The 22,644-nt window shown below is 73.5% G+C and carries 19 protein-coding genes; 9 read left to right on the forward strand and 10 right to left on the reverse strand.

The window, feature by feature from the left end; all coding sequences use genetic code 11:
* Positions 1-41: 41 nt before the first annotated feature.
* From H7H31_RS00295 to H7H31_RS00305, 3 genes are all read right to left on the reverse strand, one after another.
* On the reverse strand, positions 42-1,553 hold the full coding sequence (locus tag H7H31_RS00295; protein ID WP_187062747.1) for an ABC transporter substrate-binding protein: 1,512 nt from the start codon (positions 1,551-1,553) through the stop codon (positions 42-44).
* Between the two features lie 257 nt (positions 1,554-1,810).
* The gene (locus tag H7H31_RS00300; RefSeq protein ID WP_187062748.1) at positions 1,811-2,800 is read right to left on the reverse strand and encodes a methyltransferase; all 990 of its coding nucleotides are present in this window, start codon (positions 2,798-2,800) and stop codon (positions 1,811-1,813) included.
* A gap of 70 nt (positions 2,801-2,870) precedes the next feature.
* On the reverse strand, positions 2,871-3,821 hold the full coding sequence (locus tag H7H31_RS00305) for an aldo/keto reductase (protein WP_315971641.1): 951 nt from the start codon (positions 3,819-3,821) through the stop codon (positions 2,871-2,873).
* Between the two features lie 108 nt (positions 3,822-3,929).
* Between H7H31_RS00305 and H7H31_RS00310 the strand changes: the two genes are divergently transcribed.
* Together H7H31_RS00310 and H7H31_RS00315 are read left to right on the forward strand one after the other, a co-directional pair.
* Positions 3,930-4,670, forward strand: coding sequence for an SDR family NAD(P)-dependent oxidoreductase (locus H7H31_RS00310; RefSeq protein ID WP_187062749.1), 741 nt, complete (start codon positions 3,930-3,932; stop codon positions 4,668-4,670).
* 841 nt (positions 4,671-5,511) lie between these two features.
* The gene (locus H7H31_RS00315) at positions 5,512-5,874 is read left to right on the forward strand and encodes a peptidase inhibitor family I36 protein (RefSeq protein WP_187062750.1); all 363 of its coding nucleotides are present in this window, start codon (positions 5,512-5,514) and stop codon (positions 5,872-5,874) included.
* Between the two features lie 282 nt (positions 5,875-6,156).
* On the opposite strand, the gene H7H31_RS00320 is transcribed toward H7H31_RS00315, so the two are convergent.
* Together H7H31_RS00320 and H7H31_RS00325 are read right to left on the reverse strand one after the other, a co-directional pair.
* Entirely contained in the window at positions 6,157-6,837 is a 681-nt protein-coding gene (locus tag H7H31_RS00320) for a response regulator (protein ID WP_187062751.1), read from the reverse strand.
* A complete protein-coding gene (locus H7H31_RS00325) occupies positions 6,789-8,090 on the reverse strand; it encodes a sensor histidine kinase (protein WP_232109614.1) in 1,302 nt (433 codons plus the stop codon). Before H7H31_RS00325 ends, H7H31_RS00320 begins: the two co-directional genes overlap by 49 nt.
* A 169-nt stretch (positions 8,091-8,259) precedes the next feature.
* Between H7H31_RS00325 and H7H31_RS00330 the strand changes: the two genes are divergently transcribed.
* Positions 8,260-10,152: an ABC transporter permease gene (locus H7H31_RS00330; RefSeq protein ID WP_187117703.1), complete on the forward strand. Its 1,893-nt coding sequence runs from the start codon at positions 8,260-8,262 to the stop codon at positions 10,150-10,152.
* 141 nt (positions 10,153-10,293) lie between these two features.
* On the opposite strand, the gene H7H31_RS00335 is transcribed toward H7H31_RS00330, so the two are convergent.
* Positions 10,294-11,691: an amidohydrolase gene (locus H7H31_RS00335; protein WP_187061834.1), complete on the reverse strand. Its 1,398-nt coding sequence runs from the start codon at positions 11,689-11,691 to the stop codon at positions 10,294-10,296.
* 98 nt (positions 11,692-11,789) lie between these two features.
* Between H7H31_RS00335 and H7H31_RS00340 the strand changes: the two genes are divergently transcribed.
* The 5 genes from H7H31_RS00340 (at position 11,790) to H7H31_RS00355 (ending at position 16,389) form a co-directional block, all read left to right on the forward strand.
* Positions 11,790-12,899, forward strand: coding sequence for a zinc-binding dehydrogenase (locus H7H31_RS00340; protein ID WP_187061835.1), 1,110 nt, complete (start codon positions 11,790-11,792; stop codon positions 12,897-12,899).
* A gap of 84 nt (positions 12,900-12,983) precedes the next feature.
* Positions 12,984-13,946 carry an aldo/keto reductase gene (locus H7H31_RS00345; protein WP_187061836.1) on the forward strand — a complete coding sequence of 321 codons (963 nt, stop codon included), beginning with the start codon at positions 12,984-12,986 and terminating at the stop codon, positions 13,944-13,946.
* A 42-nt stretch (positions 13,947-13,988) separates the two neighbouring features.
* The gene (locus H7H31_RS34510) at positions 13,989-14,120 is read left to right on the forward strand and encodes a hypothetical protein (RefSeq protein WP_261905772.1); all 132 of its coding nucleotides are present in this window, start codon (positions 13,989-13,991) and stop codon (positions 14,118-14,120) included.
* A 5-nt stretch (positions 14,121-14,125) separates the two neighbouring features.
* On the forward strand, positions 14,126-15,115 hold the full coding sequence (locus H7H31_RS00350) for an alpha/beta hydrolase (RefSeq protein WP_187061837.1): 990 nt from the start codon (positions 14,126-14,128) through the stop codon (positions 15,113-15,115).
* Complete coding sequence (locus tag H7H31_RS00355) at positions 15,112-16,389, forward strand: multidrug effflux MFS transporter (protein ID WP_232109615.1); 1,278 nt, start codon at positions 15,112-15,114, stop codon at positions 16,387-16,389. The genes H7H31_RS00350 and H7H31_RS00355 overlap by 4 nt, the downstream gene beginning before the upstream one ends.
* 210 nt (positions 16,390-16,599) lie before the next feature.
* Here the strand turns inward: H7H31_RS00355 and hpaD are convergent, their stop codons facing one another.
* From hpaD to H7H31_RS00375, 4 genes are read right to left on the reverse strand one after another with little or no spacing between them, the layout of a single operon-like run.
* Positions 16,600-17,628, reverse strand: a complete 1,029-nt coding sequence (hpaD, locus tag H7H31_RS00360; RefSeq protein ID WP_187061838.1) for a 3,4-dihydroxyphenylacetate 2,3-dioxygenase — start codon at positions 17,626-17,628, stop codon at positions 16,600-16,602.
* Between the two features lie 20 nt (positions 17,629-17,648).
* Positions 17,649-19,145 (reverse strand): 5-carboxymethyl-2-hydroxymuconate semialdehyde dehydrogenase, encoded by a 1,497-nt coding sequence (hpaE, locus tag H7H31_RS00365; RefSeq protein WP_187061839.1) that lies wholly within the window; start codon positions 19,143-19,145, stop codon positions 17,649-17,651.
* Between the two features lie 25 nt (positions 19,146-19,170).
* Positions 19,171-20,091, reverse strand: a complete 921-nt coding sequence (gene dapA, locus H7H31_RS00370) for a 4-hydroxy-tetrahydrodipicolinate synthase (protein ID WP_187061840.1) — start codon at positions 20,089-20,091, stop codon at positions 19,171-19,173.
* Positions 20,092-20,125: 34 nt separating this feature from the next.
* Positions 20,126-21,562, reverse strand: a complete 1,437-nt coding sequence (locus H7H31_RS00375) for a fumarylacetoacetate hydrolase family protein (RefSeq protein ID WP_187060922.1) — start codon at positions 21,560-21,562, stop codon at positions 20,126-20,128.
* Positions 21,563-21,851: 289 nt separating this feature from the next.
* On the opposite strand from H7H31_RS00375, the gene H7H31_RS00380 reads away from it, so the two are divergent.
* Positions 21,852-22,592: an alpha/beta fold hydrolase gene (locus H7H31_RS00380; protein ID WP_187060923.1), complete on the forward strand. Its 741-nt coding sequence runs from the start codon at positions 21,852-21,854 to the stop codon at positions 22,590-22,592.
* The last annotated feature ends 52 nt before the right edge of the window (positions 22,593-22,644 follow it).

A 22,644-nucleotide genomic window follows, 5' to 3' on the forward strand; every position in this document is an offset into this window, starting at 1 on the left:
GGCGTCGCCCGCACGCCGGGCGTCCGCCGCCGGAACGGGAACTAGCCGCGCTGGAGGAACCGCAGGGTCGGGAACATCATCCCGGTGATGGGGGTCACCGTGATGCCCTTCTTGCTGAAGTAGGTGTTGTCCGCCTGGTACCAGACGTCCTGCCATGCCTGATCGGTAACTTCCGCGTTGAGCCGGCGGATCACCGCGAGTTGCTCCTTGCCGGTCGTGGCGCCGATCTTGCCGAGCAGTCCGTGAAGCTCGGGGAACGCCTCGGTCGAGGGGTTGGGGTTGAACCACTGCTGGGAGGCGATCCGGCCGTCCACCGACGCCGCGGCGTTGGAGTCCAGGGCCACGACCGCGACGAACATCGGGTAGGTCGCGGCGTTCTTCTGGTAGTCGGCGGGCGACAGGTTCTTCCAGGTCACCTTGATGCCGATCTGGCCGAGGATCTGCTGGACGGCGGGCTGCCAGGGTTGGAAGATCGATGACATCGGCATGGTGACACGGAACCCGTCGGCGTAACCCGCTTCGGCCATGAGTTGCTTGGCCTTCTCCAGGTCGAAGGCGTACCGGTCGTTGAGCGAGGCGTCGTAGGCCGGGTCGCCGGCGGGGAAGACCTGGTTGGTGGCCACCCCCGCGCCCTGGCCCACCGACTTGAGGATGGCCGCGCCGTCGAAGGCGTGGTTGATGGCGCGCCGCACCCGTACGTCACCCAGCGGCTTGAGTTGTCCGCCCGTGCGGTCGGTGAACTGGATGCCCACCCAGGTGGCGACCTTGGACGCGATGTTCCAGCCGTTGCGCTTGGCGTGCGGGGTGTCCGCGGCGTTGGCGTAGGCGACGTCCAGTTGTCCCGAGAGCATGGCGTTGAAGCTCGCGGTCGGGTCGGCGATCGGCAGGACGCGCACGGACTCGAACGGGTAGGTGCGGCGGTCCCAGTGTTGCGGCTTGCGGGTGAAGGCGTACTGCGATCCGGGGGTCGAGTCACCCTGGTCGTAGGTGTACGGGCCCGATCCGACGGGCCGGGCGACGAGCGACTTGGCCTTGATCGCGGCCGGGGACGCCATCCAACTGCGTCCCAGGCCCATGTTGTACAGCAGGGCGTCGTCCTTCTTCTTCAGGCGAAGGGCGATGGTGTGCGCGTCGACCCGGCGTACGTCGGCGACGTTGGCGTAGGTCTGGCCGGAGCGGACGCCGGCCTTGAGGTGGTTGAGGTTGGCCACCGCGGCGGCGGCGTCGAAGGACTTGCCGTCGGTGAAGGTGACTCCGGAGCGTAGCCGCATGGTGAGCGTCAGGCGGTCCGGGGAGTACGTCCAGGAGGTGGCGAGTGCCGGGATGGGCTGGGACTTCTCGTCCAGGGCGACCAGCGGGTCGTAGACGGCTGACAGGTAGGGGCCGTCGAAGCCGATGTCGGCCTGTGCCGGGTCCCAGGAGGTGACGTCGAGGAGGGTGCCGATCCTGATCTTCTCGACGGGTCCGTCGCCGGAGCTGGCTCCGGCGTTCGTACAGGCGGCCAGCGCGAGGGCGACGACCGCGACAAGTGTGGCTCTCCAGATCCTCTGCATGGAATCTTCTCTCAAGTAAGAGGGGCGCTGATGCCAGATCGAGCCGGGAGAGGAAACCGCAGGTCCTCTTGGCCGTCGCAACGCTCGGCCCAAAGACGGGGGCGGGTGCCTGAAGGAGTTCCCCTGCCCGCCATCTCACGTGTCGTGGCCGTTAGTCTACGGTCGTCGGCAAAAAAGGCAATGGCCCCGCCACAGCCAATTTGGCAGGGGCGGGGCCGTTGTTCAGCCAGGTGCCGCGAGGGGTGGATTGGGGCCGGTCAGACGGCCTCGGCGACGATGACGCGCGGGCTTCCGGGCAGGGCCAGCACCTCGCGCTGACGCCAGCCGGCCGCCGTGAGCCAGGCCGTCACCTCGGACTCCGGGTAGACGACCGTACCGTCGATGACCAGGTACTCCCCCGCGTGCAGCGCGTCGATCGGGCGCTGGCGGTCGTCGTCGTCCAGCAGGAAGTCGAGCAGCAGCAGGGTGGCGCCGGCGCGCGCGGCGGCCCGGGCGTTGGCCAGGATGGCGCGGTTCTGCTCGGCGGTGAAGCGGTGGATCACGTGGTTGACCATGACCAGGTCGTGCTCCCCGCCCGGGTCGGCCTCGGCGGTGGCCGCGGGATCGATCCGGGCCCGGTCGGTCAGGCCCGCCGCCGCCAGCGCCTCGGCGATGGCCTCCGATGACTGCGGGTCGAAGACGAAGCGCGCCGACAGCTCCGGGTTGGCCTGGAGGGCGCCGATGGCGAAGGCCGGGGAGAGCCCGCCGAGGTCGAGCAGGTCGCGGTAGGGGCCGAAGTCGAAGGACCTGGCGAGCATGGCGGCGTGCAGCGCGTTGTAGCGCATGACCCCCGCCATGAACGACTTCCAGCGCTCCTCGTCCATCGCCAACTCGCCGGGCTTGGTCGTGTCGACGGTGGCATCGAACTGGAGCCAGTGGCCGTAGCTGATCTCGTTCAGGAAGGCGAGGAAGGGATGCAGGTCGAGGTCGCCCTCGCCGGTCAGATGGGCGGCGGCGTCCGGCGCCAGGGAGTAGCGGCCCGCCCGGCGCTCGAGCAGCCCCAGCCCGTTCATGGCGTCGGCGAGTATCCGCGCCATGCGCTCGCTGACACCGGTCGACGAGGCCAGTTCGGCCACGTCGCGCTCGCCCTCGGCCAGGGCCCGGAAGAGTCCGACGCGCGCGGCGGCGAAGAGTTGCTTGGCGCCCATGTAACCGGTGGCGATGTCCACGATGCGGTCGGGCGAGGCGTGCGTACTGGGTGCGGTCATGGTGTCCTCCTGAAGGGTTGTCCTACGACTGTCGAACGGGTGCGCGCCCGCCCGCGGGCGGCGCCGTGCCTCACCAGGTGCCGTCCGCGGCCACGTCGCGATCGAGCCACAGGTCCGCCACCGCCTCGCGCAGCGCCGCCGCTCCCACCCGGTCGAGCAGGGCGATGGCGCCGACGTTGTCCTCCCACTGCGCCCGCCGGCTCACGCCGACCAGCACGTTCGCGGTGCCGGGGTTGGCCAGGCAGAAGGCGATGCCCAACTGGGCGGGGGACGCGCCGAACTCCTCGGCGACGCGGCGCACCTGGTCGTACGAGGCGGCGATGCGCTCGCGGATGCCGCCGACGTCGGCGCCGATCTTGCGGTTCGGGCGGAGGTTGCCGACCAGCAGGCCGCCCTCGAAGACGTCGGATGCCTGGAGGGCCAGCTCCCCGGAGTCGAACAGGGGCGCGTAGTAGCGGCCCTCGGCCATGGACCTGCGCGCCAGGCCGTACTTGAGCTGCGCGAACGAGGGCGGTACCAGGCCCCGCTCGCGGGCGATGTCGAGCGCCGCGCGCAGGTCCGCGTACCGCCAGTTGTTCACACCCCAGGTGGCGAACCGGCCGGCCTCGATCTGCTCGGCGACGTCGGTGACGACACGCTCGACGTCCAGGTCGCCGAGGTAGTCGCCCACGACCACCATGTCGGCCCGGTCGACGCCCACCCGCTCCAGGGACGTCTCCATCTGCTGGGTGAACCCGGTGCCCGGGTAGTCCCAGAGCCAGAGCTTGCCGCAGAACTGCCAGTCGGAGCGGGCGAGACCGGCCTCCCGCACGGCGCGGCCGAAGATCAGGTCGGTGCGGGCGTTCTCCGCGTGCGGTCCCATGTTGTAGTGCGCGACGTCGAAGAAGGCGCAGTCGAGCTCCGCGGCCCGGGCGATCAGCGACACCGCGTCATCGAATTCCATTCGGTCCCAGGTGTTCCAGGACCCCAGTGCCAGCACCGGTACGTCGGGGCCACCAGGCCCCAACCGACGGCGGGGCACGGACTGCGTAGTGCTCAAAGCTCCTCCCGGAAGCCTCGGCTTTTTCGTCTACACTTGTATACTATACGGCCCACGCCGCGACAGGGGTCCCGGCGGAGGGGAGTGACAATGAAGCGCACACGCACCGTCCTCGTCACCGGCGGAGCCGGAGGGATCGGCCAGGCGGTGGCCCGGGCCTTCGCCACCGCGGGCGAGACCGTGGTGATCGCCGACCGGGACGCCGAGCGCGTCACGGGGACAGCGCAGGCCCTGGGCGTCCACGGCCGGGTTCTCGACATCACCGACGAGGCGTCGATCCAGCGAGAACTCGACGCCCTACAGGCCGAGTTGGGCCCCGTCGAGGTGCTGGTGAACAACGCGGGCCTGCTCACGACGCACGGCACGCTCATGGAGTTGCCCGGCAGCGATCTCGACACCATCCTGCGCACCAACGTGGTGGGCACCTTCCTGATGACCCAGCACGTCGCACGCCGCATGGTCGCGGCCCGCGTCGCCGGCACGATCGTCAACATCTCCTCGATCGGCGGCAGGCAACCCACGCCGGGCATGGGCGGTTACGAGAGCAGCAAGGCGGCCGTGGACGCGGTCACCCGTTGGGCCGCGATCGAACTGGCCGAGCACGGCATACGCGTCAACGCCGTCGCGCCCGGCCCCGTCCTCACCGAGATGCTGGCGGCCGGCATGCCCGAGGGATCGCCGCAACGACAGGCGTGGGAGGGGCGCATCCCGCTGCGCAAGCTCGCCGCCGTGGACGACGTCGCCGCGGCGACCGTCTTCCTCGCCAGCGACGCGGCGGCGCACATCACCGGGACCAGCCTGCCGGTGGACGGCGGCCAACTGCTGACCTAGCCACTTCGGCGCGCCGCCCGCGTACGGAAGGGCGGCGCGCCCAGCGGGCCCACGTCACCCCCGGCCCCGGCGAGGAGGCCGAGCGGTACGCGGCGGGTCCGCCGGCCCGGGCCGGGCGCCCGCCGAGGAGAACTCGGCCTGGGAATCGGGCGGTTGGACTCCCCTCCCGGGCTTCCGTCTCCGGGCACTGGCCCCACGCCGCCCCCCGTCACTCGGGCCCGCTCGGGCACGTTCCGCTCCCACTCGGACACGGAGCCTCTCGCTCCAGGCTCGTCGCACTCTTCCCACCTGCACACGCGGGGCGCCAAAACCGCATCGCTCGGGCCGCCAGAAAGCGGCAACGGGCGTGCTCCAAGGTGATTTGACGGATAAGTCGGAGTTGGCACGTCGATAGTCCGAACCAGTGTGCCAAGCTTGCGCACGTACCTCGGAAACGGAATTCGTGGCCGAAGTCCGGAAACGTACGGCCATGGCCAGCCACAGCACACGGACTCCCGGGAGCCCTTGGCGGGCATCCGAAACGGTCACGGTGCGGCCATGGCGCGGTTGCGGACTCGCGACCACGGCGCGACAGGCACGGGGCGGCCCCGCCGCCCCGCCGGTCATCGCCGAACCACTCGTTCCACGCTCGACACCCACGCCGACAGGCACGACGGAACACGCGACGTCGAACGCACGGATTCCAGACGCGGATTCCACCCGCGCATGCGGCGCGTGACCTCGACACACGTATGCGACTCACGTATTCGGCGTGCGGGTGCGACGCGCGGAAAGCGACGCACGGAACATGGCGCGCGATATTCCGACGCGCGACGACTCGACGAGAGAAAGGCATGACGCCATGAAGAAGTCCCTCATCGCCGGCGCCGTAGCGGCGACCTGCATGGCCGCTACCACCGTCCTCGCCGGCGCCACCCAGGCCAGCGCCAACCCCAACGACTGCCCCGGCGGTTACGTGTGCGTGTGGGGTGACAGCAACTACGAAGGGCGCTTCCTGTTCGTGCCCGGCACCTCCCGGTCGAACGTGGGCGACCACATGAACGACCTGACCACCGCCCTGTGGAACCGCACTGGTTCGCGGGTGTGCTTCTACGACCACTCCAACTACGGCGGCTCCGTGTTAGCCATCGTGAGCCCCGGGGAGTCCCGTGGCAACATCGGCCCGACGGCCAACGACAGGATCTCCTCGTGGCGGGCCTGCTAACCCTCGCGCCCACGGCGTCGACAGCGCCGGTGCCGGTGCCGCTGGCCTGAGCGCACCTGCCACGGGCTCGTCTCCCGTGGCGTGCGTGGGCGCGGTGCGCGGCGTGCGCCGGGCCGGCACGGGGGGGGCGCGCCGTGCAGGGTGTGACGGCGGGGGCTCGGGCGGATCGCCCGGGCGACTGACCGGAGGGGTCCCGGCCGCACGTACTGGGCCGGGACCCTGCTCCGCGTGCGGCCGGTCCTTGTGGCCCGCCGACCCGCCCCGGCCCGGTGGCGGGTGGGCTCAGGCGCGCAGGAACTCAAGGACCGCCATCACCCTGCGGTGGGTCTCCTCGGCCGGTGGCAGGTCCAGCTTCATCAGGATGTTGCCGACGTGCTTGCCCACCGCGGCGTCCGAGACCACCAGCGCGCGACAGATCGCCGCGTTGGACCGCCCCTCGGCCATCAGCGCCAACACCTCGCGCTCGCGCGGGGTCAGCCGCTCCAGCGGGTCCCGGCGGCGGCGCAGCAACTGGCGCACCACCTCCGGGTCGACCACCGTGCCGCCTGCCGCCACGGCGCCGACCGCCGCCACGAAGTCGTCGACCTGGCCGATCCGGTCCTTGAGCAGGTAGCCGACGCCCGAGCCGTCGCCGGAGTCCAGCATGTCCGCGGCGTAGGAGCGCTGCACGTACTGGCTGAGGACCAGCACCGGCAGGCCGGGGCGCCGCTCGCGCAGCGCGACGGCGGCCCGCAGCCCCTCGTCGGTCTGGCCCGGGGGCATCCGCACGTCGGTGATGACGATGTCCGGTACGTGCTCGGCGACGGCGGCGTGCAACGCCTCGGCGTCCCCCACCGCGGCCACCACCTGGTGGCCGAAGCGGGCGAGCAGGCCGATCAGCCCCTCGCGCAGCAGCACGCTGTCCTCGGCCAGGACTATGCGCAGCGGGTCGGGCTCGGTGGGGTCGGGCTCAGCGGGGTGCAAGGGATCTCCACGCGCAACAGGGTCGGGCCGCCGGGCGGGCTGTCCAGCGTCAGTGCGCCGTCCACCACCGAGACCCGGTCGGCCAGCCCGGTCAGGCCGGTGCCGCCCGCCGGATCGGCGCCGCCGCCCCCGTCGTCCCACACGTCGATGGTCAACAGCCCGTCAGCGTAGCGTCCCTCGATCCGGGCGGCCCCGGCGCCGCTGTGCCGGGCGATGTTGGCCAATGCCTCGCAGACGGCGAAGTAGCCGGCCGACTCGACCGCGGGCGCGAACCGTCCCGGCAGGTCGAGGCGGACCTCGACGGGCACGGGCGAGCGGTCGGCGGCGTCCGCGCAGGCGTCCGGCAGGCCACGGTCGGTGAGCACCTGGGGGTGGATGCCGTGGATCAGCTCACGCAGCTCGGCGAGGGCCGCCCCCGCCTCGCGCTGCGCGGCGGCCAGTCGAGTGGCGAGCGCGCTGCCGGCGGGGGCGTCCAGGCGGGCCAGCCCCAGCGCCATCGACAGGGCCACCAGGCGCTGCTGGGCGCCGTCGTGCAGATCGCGCTCGATCCGGCGCCGCTCGGCCTCGAAGGCGTCCACGAGGCGGGCCCGGGAGCTGACCAGTTCGCCGATCCGTACCTCCTGGCCGGTCGGCGACAGCAACAGCCTGGCCAGCGCGGCGCGGCCGGCCGCCACCGCGGTCAGCGGGTACGCGCACAGCGCCGCCGCCGCGAGGCCCGCGACCCCCAGCGCGCCGGCCACGACCGGCGAGTGGACCACCCACACCTTGAGGACGTTGACCTGCTCGCCATCGGCCAGCAGCAGCGGCAGCGCGCCCAACAGATAGGCCGGTACCACCAGCGCGCCACCCACCACGATCAGGTCCACCGGCCACAGCAGGAAGGCGGCCAGCACGGTGAAGCCCAGCTCCCGCCAGGTCGCCTGCTCCCGGTAGCGCAGCCGCAGCCAGGCGGGCAGGCCCGGGCGGACCGGCACCTGGTGCGGGTCGGCCACCCGCGTGCCGTCGAGCAGCCGCAGCAGGCCGCGCTCCCAGGGCGCGTACGCCACTCCCACCAGCCCCAACGCCGCCAGCAGCGGCAACCCCACGAGCACCACGGCCAGTGCCCCGAAGACCACCACCGCCACCAGCAACCCCGCGCACAGCAGGGCCCCCGTCGCCCCGGTCACCAGCAGGTAGCCGGCCGCCCGCCATGGCAGCGCCGAACACGCGAATTCCGGGCGCAGCATCGCCCGCCACACGCCGCCCTCCCCCATGCGCCCAACCCCTCGCCCCGCTCGTCCAACCCAACCCGACCCAGCCACCGAGCCAGCCAGCCGACCCACCCTAGGCGCCGTTGCCGCCGTGCGGGGTAGGGCGGGCCCTACCCCGCACGGTGACCCGTGCCCCACTGATCGGGACCGCCCGGGCCGGTTGGCTTGTGCCATGAGGATGTTGCCGATTGCTTGGAAGTCCCTACGGGCCCGCTGGGTCGGTCTCATCGGGGCGTTCACGGCCCTGGCGCTCGGCGTCGCGATGATGACGGTGATGCTGCTCGGGCTGGCCACCGCCCTGGCGTTGCCCGGCGGGGAGGCCGTGGTGTCGCTGGTGGCGGCGCTCGGCACGGCGGGCGGGGTGAGCGCCTTCGTGTCGGCGTTCGTCGTCGCCTCCACCTTCTCGTACGCGGTGGCGCAGCGCCGGCGTGAACTGGGCCTGCTGCGCCTGGCCGGCGCCACCCGGGCGCAGGTGCGCCGGGCCGTCCTGGCTGAGGCCCTGATCCTGGGCGTCGCGGCCTCGGCCGTGGGGTGCGTGCTCGGCCGGCTCGCGGCGCCCTCGATGGTGCGCTGGCTCGGCGAGGTCGACATGGCGCCGCGTGACCTCGCGCTCGGGTCGCAGCACTGGCCCCTGTACGCGGCCTTCTGGACCGGCCTGTTGGTGGCCCTGGGCGGGGTGGCGGTGGCTGCCCGGCGCGCGGGGCGGCTGGGGCCGCTGGACGCGCTGCGCGATGCCGAGGTGGACACCGGGGTGATGACCGCCGGTCGTTGGCTGTGGGGCCTGGGGTTGCTCACCGCCGCGGCCGTCCTGGTCGGCGCGGCCCTGTGCACCGACCCCGCCGAACTGCTGCGCCGCAAGACGTACACCGTGCGCCCGATGGTGCTGATCTCCGCCTGCGGGCTGCTCGCGCCCGTCCTGGCGCGGCCCCTGCTGCGCGCCCTGACCTGGTGGCCGGCCCGGCACACCGCGTACGCCGGGCGCCTGGTGCGGGCGAACGCGTCGGCCGCGGTGCGCCGCACGGGCGCCGTGGCCGCGCCCGTGCTGGTGGCGGTGGCGCTGTCGGGGTCGCTGGCCGGGGCGCTGGAGACGGTGAGCGCGGCCCGTACCGTCGAGGCTCGTTCCCGGACCGCCGCCGACTTCGTCGCCGTGCCGCGCACCGCCTCCCCCGACGCGCTGGTCGACGCGCTGCGCGCGGTGCCGGGGGTCACCGTCTCGGCGACGGCGCCGACCCCGCTGTCGCTGGTCGAGCCGGACGGCACGGTGGTGGACTCCGAGGCCAGGACCGCCGAGCCGGCCGCTCTGGCGGCGCTGGCCAGGCTGCCGGTGCGCGCGGGGGCGGTGTCGGCGCTGGACGATGGCGGCATCGTGTTGCCCGAGGAGTGGGGGCGCACCACCGTCGGGGACCCGGTGCCGGTGATCCGCGCGGACGGCAGCCGGGTGACACTGCGGGTGGCCGCCGTGCTGCGCGACGGCCTGGGCGACAACGGCCTGTACGTCACGCCGCCCAACGGCCCGGGCGCCCGCGTCGACCGCGTCGAGATCAGGCTGACCGGCGCGGCCGACGCCGCCACGGTGCGGCGGCTGGAGGCCGCGGCTGCCCGGTTCGACGCGAGCGTCGACACCCGCGAGGAGTGGTTGGCGGCCACCTCCCCCGCCGCCAGCCGCGTGGCCTGGCTGCGCACCGTCCTGGTGCTGGGCCTCGCCCTGGTGTACACCGGGATCGCGCTCGTCAACACCCTGGCCATGGCGACCGCCGACCGGCGCCGCGAACTGGCCCTGCTGCGGCTGGCCGGCGCCACCCGGGCGCAGGTGATCCGTCTGGTGACCGCCGAGTCGGTGCTGGTGGTGGTGGTCGGCGCGGTACTGGGCTGCGCGGTGGCCGGCATCCAACTCGGCACGATGCACGCCGGCTTGGCGATGCTCGCGGTGGACGCGCCGCTGATCGTGCCGTGGCGCCCCGTCGCCCTGGTCACGGGCGCGTGCGTGCTGGTCGCGGCCCCGTGCGCGGCGCTCAGCGCGGCCTGGGCGTTGCGGCGTCGGCCGGTGACGGTGGCGGCGGGGTAGGTGGGCCCAGGCCGGGGGCGTGCGCCGGCGGGGCCTGGCCGTACGCGGTAGGCGGCGAGCCGGGTCGCTCCCGTTGGCCCGCGCTCGTGGCCGGTCGGCCTCGCCCGGTGCGCTTCGGCGGACCGGGCGGGCTCGGTGGCGTCAGGCCGTCTCCGGGACCGCGACGCGCGCGGCGCGGTCGTAGACGATCTCGCCGTCCACCACGGTGAGGTCCACGTTGACGTCCGGCAGCTCGGCCGGGGTCACGGCGAGCGGGTCGGCTTCGAGTACGCACAGGTCGGCGACCATCCCGGGGGTGAGGGTGCCCTTCCACTCCAGGGCGTGGTCCTGGCGGGCGGGCTCGACCGTGTAGCAGCGCAGCAGGCGGCCCATCCGGCGGCGCGGGTCGGGCGCGGGTCCCATCCACTCGTCGGCGGCGGCGATCTGGCGGCGCCAGTCCGGGGAGAGCACGGGTGCGTCGGAGGTCAGGCACAGGGGGACGCCCTCGTCGAGCGCCGCCTGTAGGGGCCACGCCGCTGCCGCCGATCCGGGGCCGAGCGCGGCGTCCACCAGGGTGCGGGTGCGGACCGCGATCTCGGGCTGGGTGTCCAGGCCCACGCCGAGGGCGGCCATCCGGCGCAACTGCGGCCGGGTGACCAGGTCGCCGTGGATGACGTAGTGGCCCAGGTCGGTGTCGCGCTCGGCGCGGGCACGCTCGATCGCGTCGAGCGTGACGTCGATGGAGCGGTCCCCGGTGGCGTGCACGCCGACCTGGTGGCCGGCGCGGTGCGCGGCGATGATCATCTGGGCCAGGTTGGCCTCGCGCTCGGCGTCGTCGGCGCCGGCCACCAGGAGGGAGGGGCTGACGCCGTCGGCGTAGCAGTGGTGCGTGTAGGCGGAGCGCATCGGCGGGATGCCGTCGGCGAATATCTTGACGCCGGCGAAGCGGAGCCAGCGCGGGTCGTTGGTCGTGCCGTCGGTGGCGGCGAGGCCGGCGAGGAAGCTCTCCAGGTCGCTGGGCCCGTCCAGCTCACCGAACAGCCACAGGGCGGTGACCCTGGCTCTGAGCTGTCCCTCGGCGGCGAGCGCGCGGTACTGCTCGGCGACCGAGGTGCCGAAGGCGCCGGTCGCGCCGTGGTCCTCGCCGGGGCCGAGGCCCGGTTCGGTGTAGCTGGTGATGCCGAGCGAGGCGACGAGTTCGCCGGCGCGCAGGATCGCGCGGCGGCGCTCGGCGGCGTCGAGCAGTGGGCGCTGCGGCGCGGGGCCGGGTCCCGCCTGGCCGCCGAAGAGCGTGTCGGGCCACATGGCGCCGAGCCAAGTGGCGTGCAGGTGGGCGTCGTTGATGCCCGGGAGGACGGCGCGTCCGGCGAGGTCGACGACGCGGGTCGCGGGGCCGGCGAGTGCCATCACCTCGCGCTCGTCGCCGATGCGGGCGACGTGTCCGGCGCGCAGCGCGATCGCGGTCACTCCCCCGTCTCCCGGGCACAGGGCGTGGACCGCACCGCCTCGCAGGATCAGGTCGGCCGATGCATTGCGGGCGTCGCCGTCGGCTGTGCGCACGGGTGCTCCTCGTTGCTCTCAGGGTCTCGACATTTGAGTCAACGTCCGTAGACTAACGCATCATCGAGCCCCCGTTAGCTCGATCCGAAGGAGCTTCGATGGACTTCCCCTCCTCGACCCGCGCCGCCGTCCTCAGCGCCCACGGCGCCGGCCTTGACCTCACTGACCTGCCGCTTCCGGCGCAACCCGAACCGGGCGCGGCCGTGGTGCGCATCGTGTGCACGACGCTGTGCGGCACCGACATCGAGATCTGGTCGGGCAAGATGACCTTTCCCGGCATGCTGCCGATGGTGCTCGGCCACGAGATGGTCGGCGAGATCGTCGCCGTCGGCGAGGGCACCCGCGACGCCCTCGGCCGCGAGCTGTCCGTCGGCGACCGCATCGGCTGGTCCGAGTCGACGTGCGGCGCCTGCCACGGCTGTACGGTGCTGCGCGAGCCGGTCGCCTGTTCCACCCGCGGCTACGGCTTTCTGCAACGCGCGGACGTGCCCCCGTACGCGACGGCGGGTCTGTGCGAGTACGCCTACGTGGTCCCGGGCGCGGCCAAACTCCTGCTGCCCGCGGCCATCCCCGACACCTGGGCCGCGATGGCCGGCTGCGCGGCGAAGACCGTGCTGCGGGCCTTCTCCCGGGTCGGCGGCGTACGCCCGGGCTCGCGCGTGGTCGTGCAGGGCTCGGGGGCGCTCGGCCTCTTCGCGACCGCGGTCGCCCACCTCAGCGGCGCGGGAACGGTGATCACCGTCGGCGCTCCCCCGGCGCGCCTGGAGCTGGCCCACGCCTTCGGCGCCCAGGAGACGGTGGACATCGCCCACGGGTCCGAGGCCACCGTCGCCCGGGTGCGGGAGCTGACCGGTGGTCAGGGCGCGGACCTGGTACTGGACTTCGCCGGCGCCCCCTCGGTCGGTCGGGAGGCCGTGGAGATGGCCGCGCAGCGCGGGCGCGTCGTCGTCGTGGGCTCCACCGGGCCGACGGCCGAACCGCTGGCGCTCGGCACGGTGATGGGCAAGGAGCTGACCATCGTCGGCTCGCTCAACGGCGACATCGCCGACTACCACGACGCGATCGGCTTCTTCACCTCCTTCGCCGACCGCATGCCCTGGGACCGCCTCTTCGGCACGCCCGTCGGGCTCTCGTCGGCCTCCGCGCGCATCGCCGCGATGAGCCGGCACGAGGAGATCAAGGCCGTCATCGACCCCCGGCTCCCCTGACCGGCCGGCCACCCCCGTGGGCACCGGCGCTACCCGGTGCCGTCCGGTGATACCCGGAGAGACCCAGAGATTGAGGAACCACACGTGACCACCACACAGCTCCCCCGGCACCCCATCGGCACCAGCGAACTCACGGCGTCGGCGCTCTCCCTCGGCTCGTGGCACACCTTCGACCGGATGGACTTCGCCGACGCGGTGGACCTGGTCCGCTACGCGCTCGACCGCGGCGTCACCCTGTTCGACGTGGGCGTCTACGGCCTGCCCGGCAAGCCCCCCGTCTTCACCGACGTGCTGTGGGGCGCCATCATGCGCGCGGTCGGGGTTCCCCGGGACGCGTACCTGGCCTCGGTGAAGCTGTGGATCGAGGGCTTCGACGCGCGGGGCTTCGCGCCCCAGTTGAAGAACGCGTTCCTGCGCACCGGTCTCGACCACGCGGACCTGGTGATCCTCGGCGACCTGCGGCGCGACGACGTAGCCCTGGAGGACCTGGTCGGCGACCTCGCGGCGCTCACCGACGCCGGGCTGATCCGCGCCTGGGGCGTCAACAACTGGTCGGCGTCCGCCATCCACGCCCTGCGCCGCATCGCCGCCGAGCGCGGCGTGCCCGGGCCGCAGATCGCGCAGCTCAAGTACAGCCTCGCGCGCCGGTCCATCCCCGACGGGCAGCCCTTCGCCGCACTGTTCGACTCCGGCCTGAGCATGCAGTCGTCGGACGTCCTGGAGGGCGGCATCCTGGCCGGACGGACCGCGCCCGACCGGGAGATCGGCCGCGACCCCGGCTCGATCCGCGAGGCCATCGTGGCGACCGTGCCGGCCGTCACCCAGCTCGCCGAGAAGCTCGGCGCCACGCCGGCCCAGCTCGCGATCGCGTTCACGCTCAGCCACCCGGCCAACGCCACGACGCTGGTCGGCGCCACCAAGCTGGCGCAGGTACGGCAGAACATCGAGGCCCTGGACCTGCTGGAGCGGGTCGGCGCCGCCGAACTGCGCACCCTGGTCGAGCCGTTCTGGGTGGACCGCGGCATCGTCGACCCGGAAGGCCCCTGACCGATGACGGCCCCGCCCCGCAGACCGAACCAGGAGCGACCGGTGACCCGCATATCCGACCCGCGCGGCGGGCCCGGCGTCCGCGGCGCGGGTGCCGGCGGCGCCGCGCCCGCCGACAGCCAGCCCGTGCGCGCGCGGCAGGTCGCGCGCCCGCGCCCGGGCCCGCAGTGGTGACCGGCATGCCGCGCCCGCGCCCCGTCCCCTACGACCCGCATCTGGAGCCGGGCCTGGCCGCGTGCCGCGAGCTCATCGAGGGCATCCCGCTGCGGGCCCACACCATCCACGCCAACCGCGCCCACTTCGCCACGATCGTGCCGCCGCTGGAGACGGCGATCGGCGCCAGCCCGGTGGACTTCGAACACGTCACCGTGGCCGGCCCGGCGGGCGCGCCGGAGGTGGAGCTGACCGTCCTGCGGCCCCGTGGCGGGGTGCGCGGGGCGCCCGGGATCTACGCCATCCACGGTGGCGGCATGATCCTGGGTAACCGGTTCTTCGGCGCGGCGGGCCTGGTCGACGAGGTGGTGCGCTACGGCGCCGTCGCCGCGACCGTCGAGTACCGGCTCGCGCCCGAGCATCCCGCGCCAGCCGCCGCCGAGGACTGCTACGCCGGGTTGGTCTGGTTCGCCGAACACGCCCGCGACCTGGGCGTCGACCCGTCCCGCATCCTGGTCAGCGGCGCGAGCGCGGGCGGCGGCCTGAGCGCCGCGGTCGCGCTGATGGCCCGCGACCGCGGCGGCCCCGCCCTGGCCGGGCAGCTCCTGGACTGCCCGATGCTGGACGACCGCAACGAGTCGGTCTCCAGTCGGCAGTACGACGGCATCGGCATCTGGGACCGGCACAACAACGACACCGCCTGGAACGCCGTGCTGGGCGCGGACCGGGGCACCGAGGGCGTCTCGCCCTACGCGGCGCCCGCGCGCGCCGCCGACCTGTCCGGGCTGCCGCCCGCCTTCGTCACGGTCGGCGCGGCCGAGGTCTTCCGCGACGAGGCCGTCGAGTACGCCACCCGCGTCTGGGCCACCGGCGGCCAGGCCGAACTGCACGTGTGGGCCGGCGCGTACCACGGCTTCACCGGCTTCTCGCCGGACACCGAGGTGTCCCGGGCCGCGGCGGCCACCCGCGCGTCGTGGATACGGCGCGTCCTGGGCAGTACCGGCCGGTCGCGGTGACGACGGCCGCACCGCGCGGCGCGCGGGTGATGAGCGCGCGCCGCGCCGCGTTCGTCCTGGGCTCGCTCGAGGTGTTCGGGCCGCTGTCGATGGACCTGTCCATGCCGCTGCTGCCGCACCTCGCCAGGGACCTGCACACCAGCGACAGCCTCGCCCAGGCGTCCATGTCGGTGTGCATGCTCGGGCTCGCGCTCGGGCAGCTCGTGACGGGACCGCTCAGCGACCGGTTCGGCAGGCGGCGGCCCCTGCTGTGGGGAGTGGCGCTGTTCACGGTGTTCTCGCTGCTGTGCGCGTTCGCGCCGACCATCGAGACCCTGCTCGTCCTGCGGTTCCTACAGGGCGTCGCCGGGTCGGCGGGCGTCGTCATCGCGCTCGCCGCGGCCCGGGACATCGCCTCCGGCGCCGAGCTGGCGCGGCTGCTCAGCCTGCTCGGCCTGGTCGGGGCGCTGGCCCCGATCCTGGCGCCGGTGGCCGGCGGGCAGCTCGCGGCCGTACTGGACTGGCGGGGCCTGTTCGTGGTCCTGGCCGGCGTGGGCGTCGCCCTGCTGGTCGTCTCGGCCACGCTGCTGCCCGAGACCCTGCCACCCCCGCTGCGGCACGCGGGCGGGTTCGCCGAGACGGGCCGCCGGTTCGGCGTGGTCCTGCGCGACCGGCTGTTCGTCTGCTACCTGCTGGTGGGGGCGTGCACCGGTACGGCGTTCTTCACCTACCTGGCGTCCATCAGCTTCGTCCTGCAGGACGGCTTCCACCTCAGCCCGCAGGCGTTCGGTCTCGTCTTCGCGATGAACGCGATCGTCGCGGTGTTCGGGTCGCTGTCCAACCGCGCCGTCGTACGCCGGGCCGGCCCGGCGCGCATGTACGTACTGGGTACGACGGCGACGGCGGTCGCCGCCCTGGCCCTGCTCGGCACGGTCGTGCTCGGGCTCGGCCTCGGCCTGCTGCTCGTCGTCCTCGCGCTGGTGCTGTTCTGCTACGGGGTGATCAGCCCGAACAGCTCGACCCTCGCGCTCACGGGCCACGGCGAGCGCGCCGGGACCGCGGCGGCCCTGCTCGGCATGTCGAGCTTCGCCGTCGGCCCCGTCGTCGCCCCGCTCGTCGCGCTCGGCGGCAGCCCGGAGCTGACCATGGCCTGCACCATGGCCGTCGCCACCACCCTCGCCTGCGTGCTGGTGTGGGCCACGGTGCGCCCCCGCCTGCGCCGGTCCCAGGACGCCCCACCCGCCGGCGCACACCACGCCGACGACGCCGGGGCCCAGCACGGCGCCCTGCACTGATCGCCCCACGCCGATCTCCCCTCGCGTACGCCCCGTCGCACGCGCCAGAGCCGCCGCCGGCACCCCTCGCCGGCGGCGGCTCTCGTGCGTGGCGGCCCACGTCGTGGGCGGCCTGCGACCACGGCCCAGCGGGAAGCGTGCGGTCGGCGCGGAACAGACGAAACCGGGTGACGGCCGAAGCCGTCACCCGGTGGGCCACCCGGTGGTGGGTCAGTCGCCCTGCTTGGCCGGCTCGACGATCCCGAGGCCGTCGGCGCCGACCTGGACCGCGGACTCGTCCAGGACGGACTCGGTGACGGGCACCGGGCGGCCGTCCAGGTCGAGGACCGGGGACGCCTCCTTGTACCAGGACTCGATCACCGCGTTGCCCCAGAAGTCCCGGCGTCGGTCGTCGTGGACGTTCCACCGGTAGGTCTCGTGGTCCGGGTCGCCGGTGTAGTAGTCGGAGGTGTAGATCTCCACCCGGTGGCCGTCCGGGTCGCGCAGGTAGAGGTAGAAGGCGTTGGAGACGCCGTGCCGGCCCGGGCCCCGCTCGATGTGGTGTTCCTGGCGCAGCGAGCCGAAGAGGTCGGCGGTGCGCAGCACCTGGTGCGACTCGTGGGTGGCCACGCCCACGTGGTGCAGGCGCGGGCCCGCGCCGCCGGTGAAGGCCACGTCGTGGACGGTCTGCTTGCGGTACATCCAGGCCGCGTACAGCTCGTGTTCGTCGCCCTCGATCGTCTCCGAGCAGCCGAAGCCGAGCGCCTCGTAGTGGGCGTAGGCGGCGGGGATGTCGGGGGTGCAGATGTTGAAGTGGTCCAGGCGCGCTATCTCGGCGCCGCGGCGCAGGTCGTAGCGCTGGATGAGGCGCTCGGCGCGCTCGATGTCGTGGAAGAACTCCACCGGGAAACCGAGCGGGTCGATGACGCGCACGGCGTCGCCGACCCCCGGCGTGCCCGCTCCCTTGGGCACGCGGCGCACGGGCCGGCCGAGCGCGGTGAAGTACGCCTCGGCGCGGTCGACGTCCTCGCTGGTGCGCACCCGGTAGGAGAGGTGGTCCAGGGCCGCCGTCCCGCCCTTGCGGAGCACCAGGGAGTGGTGGGTCAGCTCGTCGGTGCCGCGCAGGCACAGCAGGGACTCGTCCTGGTACTGGAGGTGGAAGCCGAGCATGTCGACCCAGAACCAGCGGGCCTTGGCCAGGTCGGTGACGACGAGCTGGGCGTAGGCGGAGCGGACGACGTCAGGAGGGGTGAGGGTCATGGGAGGTCGCTCCTTGACGGTCACGCGCCGAAGCGGGGGGTGTGGGGCTGGTCGAGCATGACGTGGACGATCTTCGACTCGGTGTAGAAGTCGATACTATGCGCACCGCCCTCGCGGCCGAGGCCGGACGACTTGACTCCGCCGAAGGGAGTGCGCAGGTCACGCACGTTGTGGGAGTTGATCCAGACCATGCCGGACTCGACGGCGTGCGCGACGCGGTGCCCGCGCTTGAGGTCGGAGGTCCACACGTAGGCGGCGAGCCCGTACTCGGTGGCGTTGGCCAGCTCGACGGCCTCGGTCTCGTCGTCGAAGGGGGCCACGGCCACGACCGGGCCGAAGATCTCCTCCTGGAAGATGCGGGCGTCGCGGGGGACGTCGGCGAAGACGGTGGGCTGGAGGTAGTTGCCCTCCGGCAGGTGCGCGGGGCGTCCGCCGCCGGCTACCAGCTTCGCCTCCTGCTGCCCGATCTCGACGTAGTCGAGGACACGCGCGTAGTGCTCGGCGTGGACCAGGGCGCCGACCTCGGTGGCCGGGTCCGACGGAAGGCCGACCTTCACGCGCTCGGCGCGCTCGGCCAGGCGGCGGGTGAACTCCTCGTAGATCGGGCGCTCCACCAGGACGCGGGAGCCGGCGGTGCAGCGTTCGCCGTTGAGGGAGAAGACGCCGAAGACGACCGAGTCCAGCGCCGCGTCCAGGTCGGCGTCGGCGAAGAGCACGACCGGGGACTTGCCGCCCAGCTCCATCGACGTGGTCTTCAGGTGCGCCGCCGAGCTGCGGACGATGTGTCGGCCGGTGTCGGTGGAGCCGGTGAAGGAGATCAGCGGCACGCCGGGGTGGTCCACCAGCGCCTGGCCGGCCTCCTCGCCGATGCCGTGCACGATGTTGACCACGCCGGACGGTACGCCGGCCTCGTCCAGGATCTCGGGCCACAGGCTCGCGGACAGGGGCGTCCACTCGGCGGGCTTGAGCACCAGGGTGCAGCCGGAGGCCAGCGCCGGGGCCAGCTTCCAGCTCTCCAGCATGAACGGGGTGTTCCAGGGGGTGATCAGGCCGGCGACGCCGACGGGGGTGCGGACGACGTAGTTGATCTGCTGGTCGCCGGCGCGGAACGCCTCCTCGCCGATGGCGACGATGACGTCGGCGAAGTAGCGGAAGTTCTCGGCCGCCCGCCGGGCCTGGCCGCGGGCCTGGGTGATGGGCAGGCCGGAGTCGAAGGTCTCGAAGGCGGCCAGGCGCTCCTCGCGCGCCTCGACGCCGTCGGCGATCCGGTACAGGACGCGGGCACGCTCCCGGTTGCCCAGCTTCGACCAGGCGGGGAAGGCGGCGCGGGCCGCAGTGACGGCGCGGTCCACGTCGTCGGTGGTGCCGGCCGCCGCGGTGGCGTAGGGGGCGTTGGAGACGGGGTCGCTGACGGGGAACGTGCGGCCGTCGGCGCTGTCGGTGAGTTCGCCACCGATCCAGTGGCGGATCCGGGTGGGCAGGTCGGCCGGGCGGCCCGGGGTGGGGTTCGTGGACATGGGTGTCTCTTCCCGTAGCGGAGGGTCAGAGCTGCTGGGTGAGGTCGCCGCCCTCGGCGAGCAGGGCGCGGACGCGGGTAAGGCCGTCCTCGGTGGGCGGGGTGAGCGGGGGGCGTACGTGGTGCGAGGCGATGCGGCCCTGCTGCTCCAGCACCCACTTGGCCGGGGCCGGGTTGGTCTCGACGAACAGCAGGTCGACCAGGGGGTGCAGGCGGTAGTGCAGCTCTCGCGCGGCCTCGTGGTCGCCGGCCTCCCACAGTTCGTACATCCGGGCCACGGCGGTGGGTGCCAGGTTGGCGACGGCGGAGACGAAGCCGGCCCCGCCGAGCGCGAGCAGCGGCAGGCACAGCAACTCGATGCCGGACCACACGAGCAGCTCACGGCCGCAGGCGTGCAGGACGCGGGAGAAGTGCTCGAAGTCCTTGGTGGTCTCCTTGACGCCGACGAAGTTGTCGAAGTCGGTGAACAGCCGCCGCACCGTGTCCGGCGCGATGTCCACGGCGGTGCGCGAGGGGACGTTGTAGGCGACCAGCGGCAGGTCGGGGAACTCGCGGGCCACGGTGGCGTACCACTGGTACAGCGCCTCCTGGGTGGGGCGCGCGTAGTACGGGGTGATGACCAGGGCGGCGTCCGCGCCCAGCTCCCGGGCCGCCGCGGTGATCTCCAGCGTCTCGTCCAGCTTGTGCGAGCCGGTGCCGGGCAGGAACGGCACCCGGTCGCCGATCTCGGCGGCGGCGGTGCGCATGGCGGCGATGCGCTCGGCGGCGCTCTGCGCGGAGGGTTCGCCGGTCGAGCCGCCCAGCGAGATGCCGTGCGAGCCGGACTCCAACTGCCAGCGGACCAGGCCCCGCAGGCTGTCGTGGTCGACCGCGCCGTCGGCGGTGAACGGCGTGACGAGGGGGGCGATGGACCCGCGGATGGTGGCGGGGTCGGTGCGGAACTTCATGGGGTGCTCCGTGGGTGGGTGGGTGCGGGCGGGTTCACGGTCGGGTGCCGCGCCACTGCTGGTAGGCCGGCTCCCAGGTGGGCCCGAGCGGGTACAGGCCCTCGATGGCCTCGCCCGCCGCCACCTGTTCGGCGATGAACCGCTCCCGCGATTCCTGTTCGACGCTGTCGGCGATGAGTTCGCCGGCCAGGTCGGGCGGGACGACGACGACGCCGTCGGCGTCGCCGACGAGGATGTCACCGGGCTGTACGAGCGCCCCGCCACAGGCGATGGGCACGCCGGTGTCCCAGGGGACGTGCCGGCGCCCGAGGACGGCGGGGTGCTCGGCGGCGTAGTACGTCGGAAGGTCCAGGTCGGCCACCGCGGCGCTGTCGCGCAGCCCGCCGTCGGTGACGATGCCGGCGGCGCCGCGCTTCTGGGCCCGCAAGGCCAGGATGTCGCCGATGGTGCCGGAGGTGGGGTCGCGGCGGGCGTCCATCACCAGCACCTGGCCCGGGCGCAGCTCCTCGACGGCGCGCTTCTGCGCGTTCATGCCGTTGCCGTACCGCGCGAAGAGGTCCTCGCGCAGCGGCAGGTAGCGCAGGGTGTGGGCGGTGCCGACGAGTCTGCCGCCCGGCTTGGTGGGGCGCAGCCCGTCGATCGTCATGTGCTGGAGGCCGCGCTTGCGCAACTGGGAGCTGAGGGTGGCGGTGGCCAGGCCACGTAGCGCCTCGGCGACGGCCTTGTCGAGGGTGGGCTCCTCGACGTGGGCCGGGCCCCAGGCGTCGGCCCGCAGCGCGGCGTCGACGCGCGGCATGGCGCCCCACTCCGCCAGGGTGTGTTCGGCCTCGGTGACCTGGTTGCGCAGCCGGCCGCTGGTCAGTCCCTGGTCCGGGGCGCTGACCTCGACCTCGACGGTGTCGCCGGGCGCGACCACGGAGGCGCCGGCCGGGGTGCCGGTGAGGATCACGTCGCCGGGCTCCAGAGTGACCAGCCGCGACAGGTCGGCTATCAGGGTGCCGAAGGGAAAGAGCAGGGTCGCGGTGTCGGCGTCCTGGACCAGTTCGCCGCCCACCCAGGTCCGCAGCCGCAGGGCGGCGGGGTCGAGCGCGGTGGCGTCGAGCAGCCTGGGGCCGACGGGGGTGAAGCCGTCGGCGCCCTTGGACCGCAGGTTGGAGCCGCGGTCGGCGTAGCGCAGGTCGTACGCGCCGGCGTCGTTGGCCGCCGTCACCCAGGCGACGTGGCTCCACCCACGCTCCGGGCTGACCCGGTGCGCTCGGCTGCCGATGACCAGCGCGATCTCGCCCTCGAAGGACATCAGTTCACAGCCGCTGGGCCGCGCGATGGCGTCGCCCGTGCCGGCCAGCGACGAGGGGGGCTTGAGGAAGTAGGACGGCTGGTCGGGGACGCGTCCGCGTTCCTTGGCCCGGCAGGGGTAGTTGAGGTGGACTGCGATGATCTTCGAGGGCTGGGTTCCCAGCGGGTGCGGCATGGGAGTTCTCCTGGGCGTGTGCGGCGCGAGGCGCTGGTCGAGGAGGAGCGGCGACTGTCCGCGCAGGCGGTGGCGAAGGGGTCCGGCGCGGACCGCGGGCGGCCTCACTGAGACGACCGGGCAGGTACCACGGTGGAATAATCGTATACGATATCATGCATGGCAGGTCGGGGAAGATGGCCCGCCCGGCCAGTGGTGAGGGCGCGGCCCACCCCGCGCGCCAGCGGACCACCGTTCGCGTACAGAATCGAAGTTCACCGCCGACACTCGATGTGAGGATGTGCGACCGATGCAGAGTCGAACCGGTCTGACGGTCCGAACGTTCGCCCCCGCCCAGACCGCCGGCCAGCCGCCCGTGCTCCTCGTGCACGGCTTCGGCTCGGACGGTGGCCGGGACTGGGTGGACACCGGGATAGCCCGGGCGCTGACCGCGGCCGGGCGCGTGGTGATCGCGCCCGACCTGCGCGGCCACGGGGACAGCCCGGCCCCCGCGACGGTCGCCGAGGTCGCCGTGCCGGCCCTGGTCGCCGATCTGGTCACGGTGGTGGACGAGGCGGGCGCGGAGGCGTTCGACGTGGTCGGGTACTCGCTGGGCGCCCGGCTCGCCTGGGAGTTGCCCGCGGCGGCGCCCGGTCGGTTGGGGCGGGCGGTGCTCGGCGGGCTGAGCCCCGTCGAGCCGTTCGCGGCGGTGGACGTGGTGGCGCTGCGCCGCGCGGTCGCCGACGGCATCGAGCCCGCCGACCCGTTCACCGCGATGATCGCCGGCATGGTGCGCGCCCACGGGCCCCGGGCCACCGGCCTGGCCCGGTGCGTGGAAGGGCTGCGTGCCACGCCCTTCGCGCCCCGGTCCTGGGCCGGCGGCACGCCACCGGTCTTCGTCGCCGGAGCGGACGACGTGATGACCCGTGGCATAGAGCAGGTCGCCCAGTCGGTCGACGGGGCGCGGTGGGTCCCGGTCCCGGGTGACCACCAGGGGGCCCTCTCGGGGGACGCGTTCCGCCGTACAGTCCTGGAGGTGCTCGCGGGGTGAACATGGGAACAGACAGCCGGGGTCGCGGTGCGGCCGGCCGGCCCGGGGTAGG

The organism is Streptomyces buecherae, assembly GCF_014295035.1.
GTDB classification, from domain to species: Bacteria; Actinomycetota; Actinomycetes; order Streptomycetales; family Streptomycetaceae; genus Streptomyces; species Streptomyces youssoufiensis.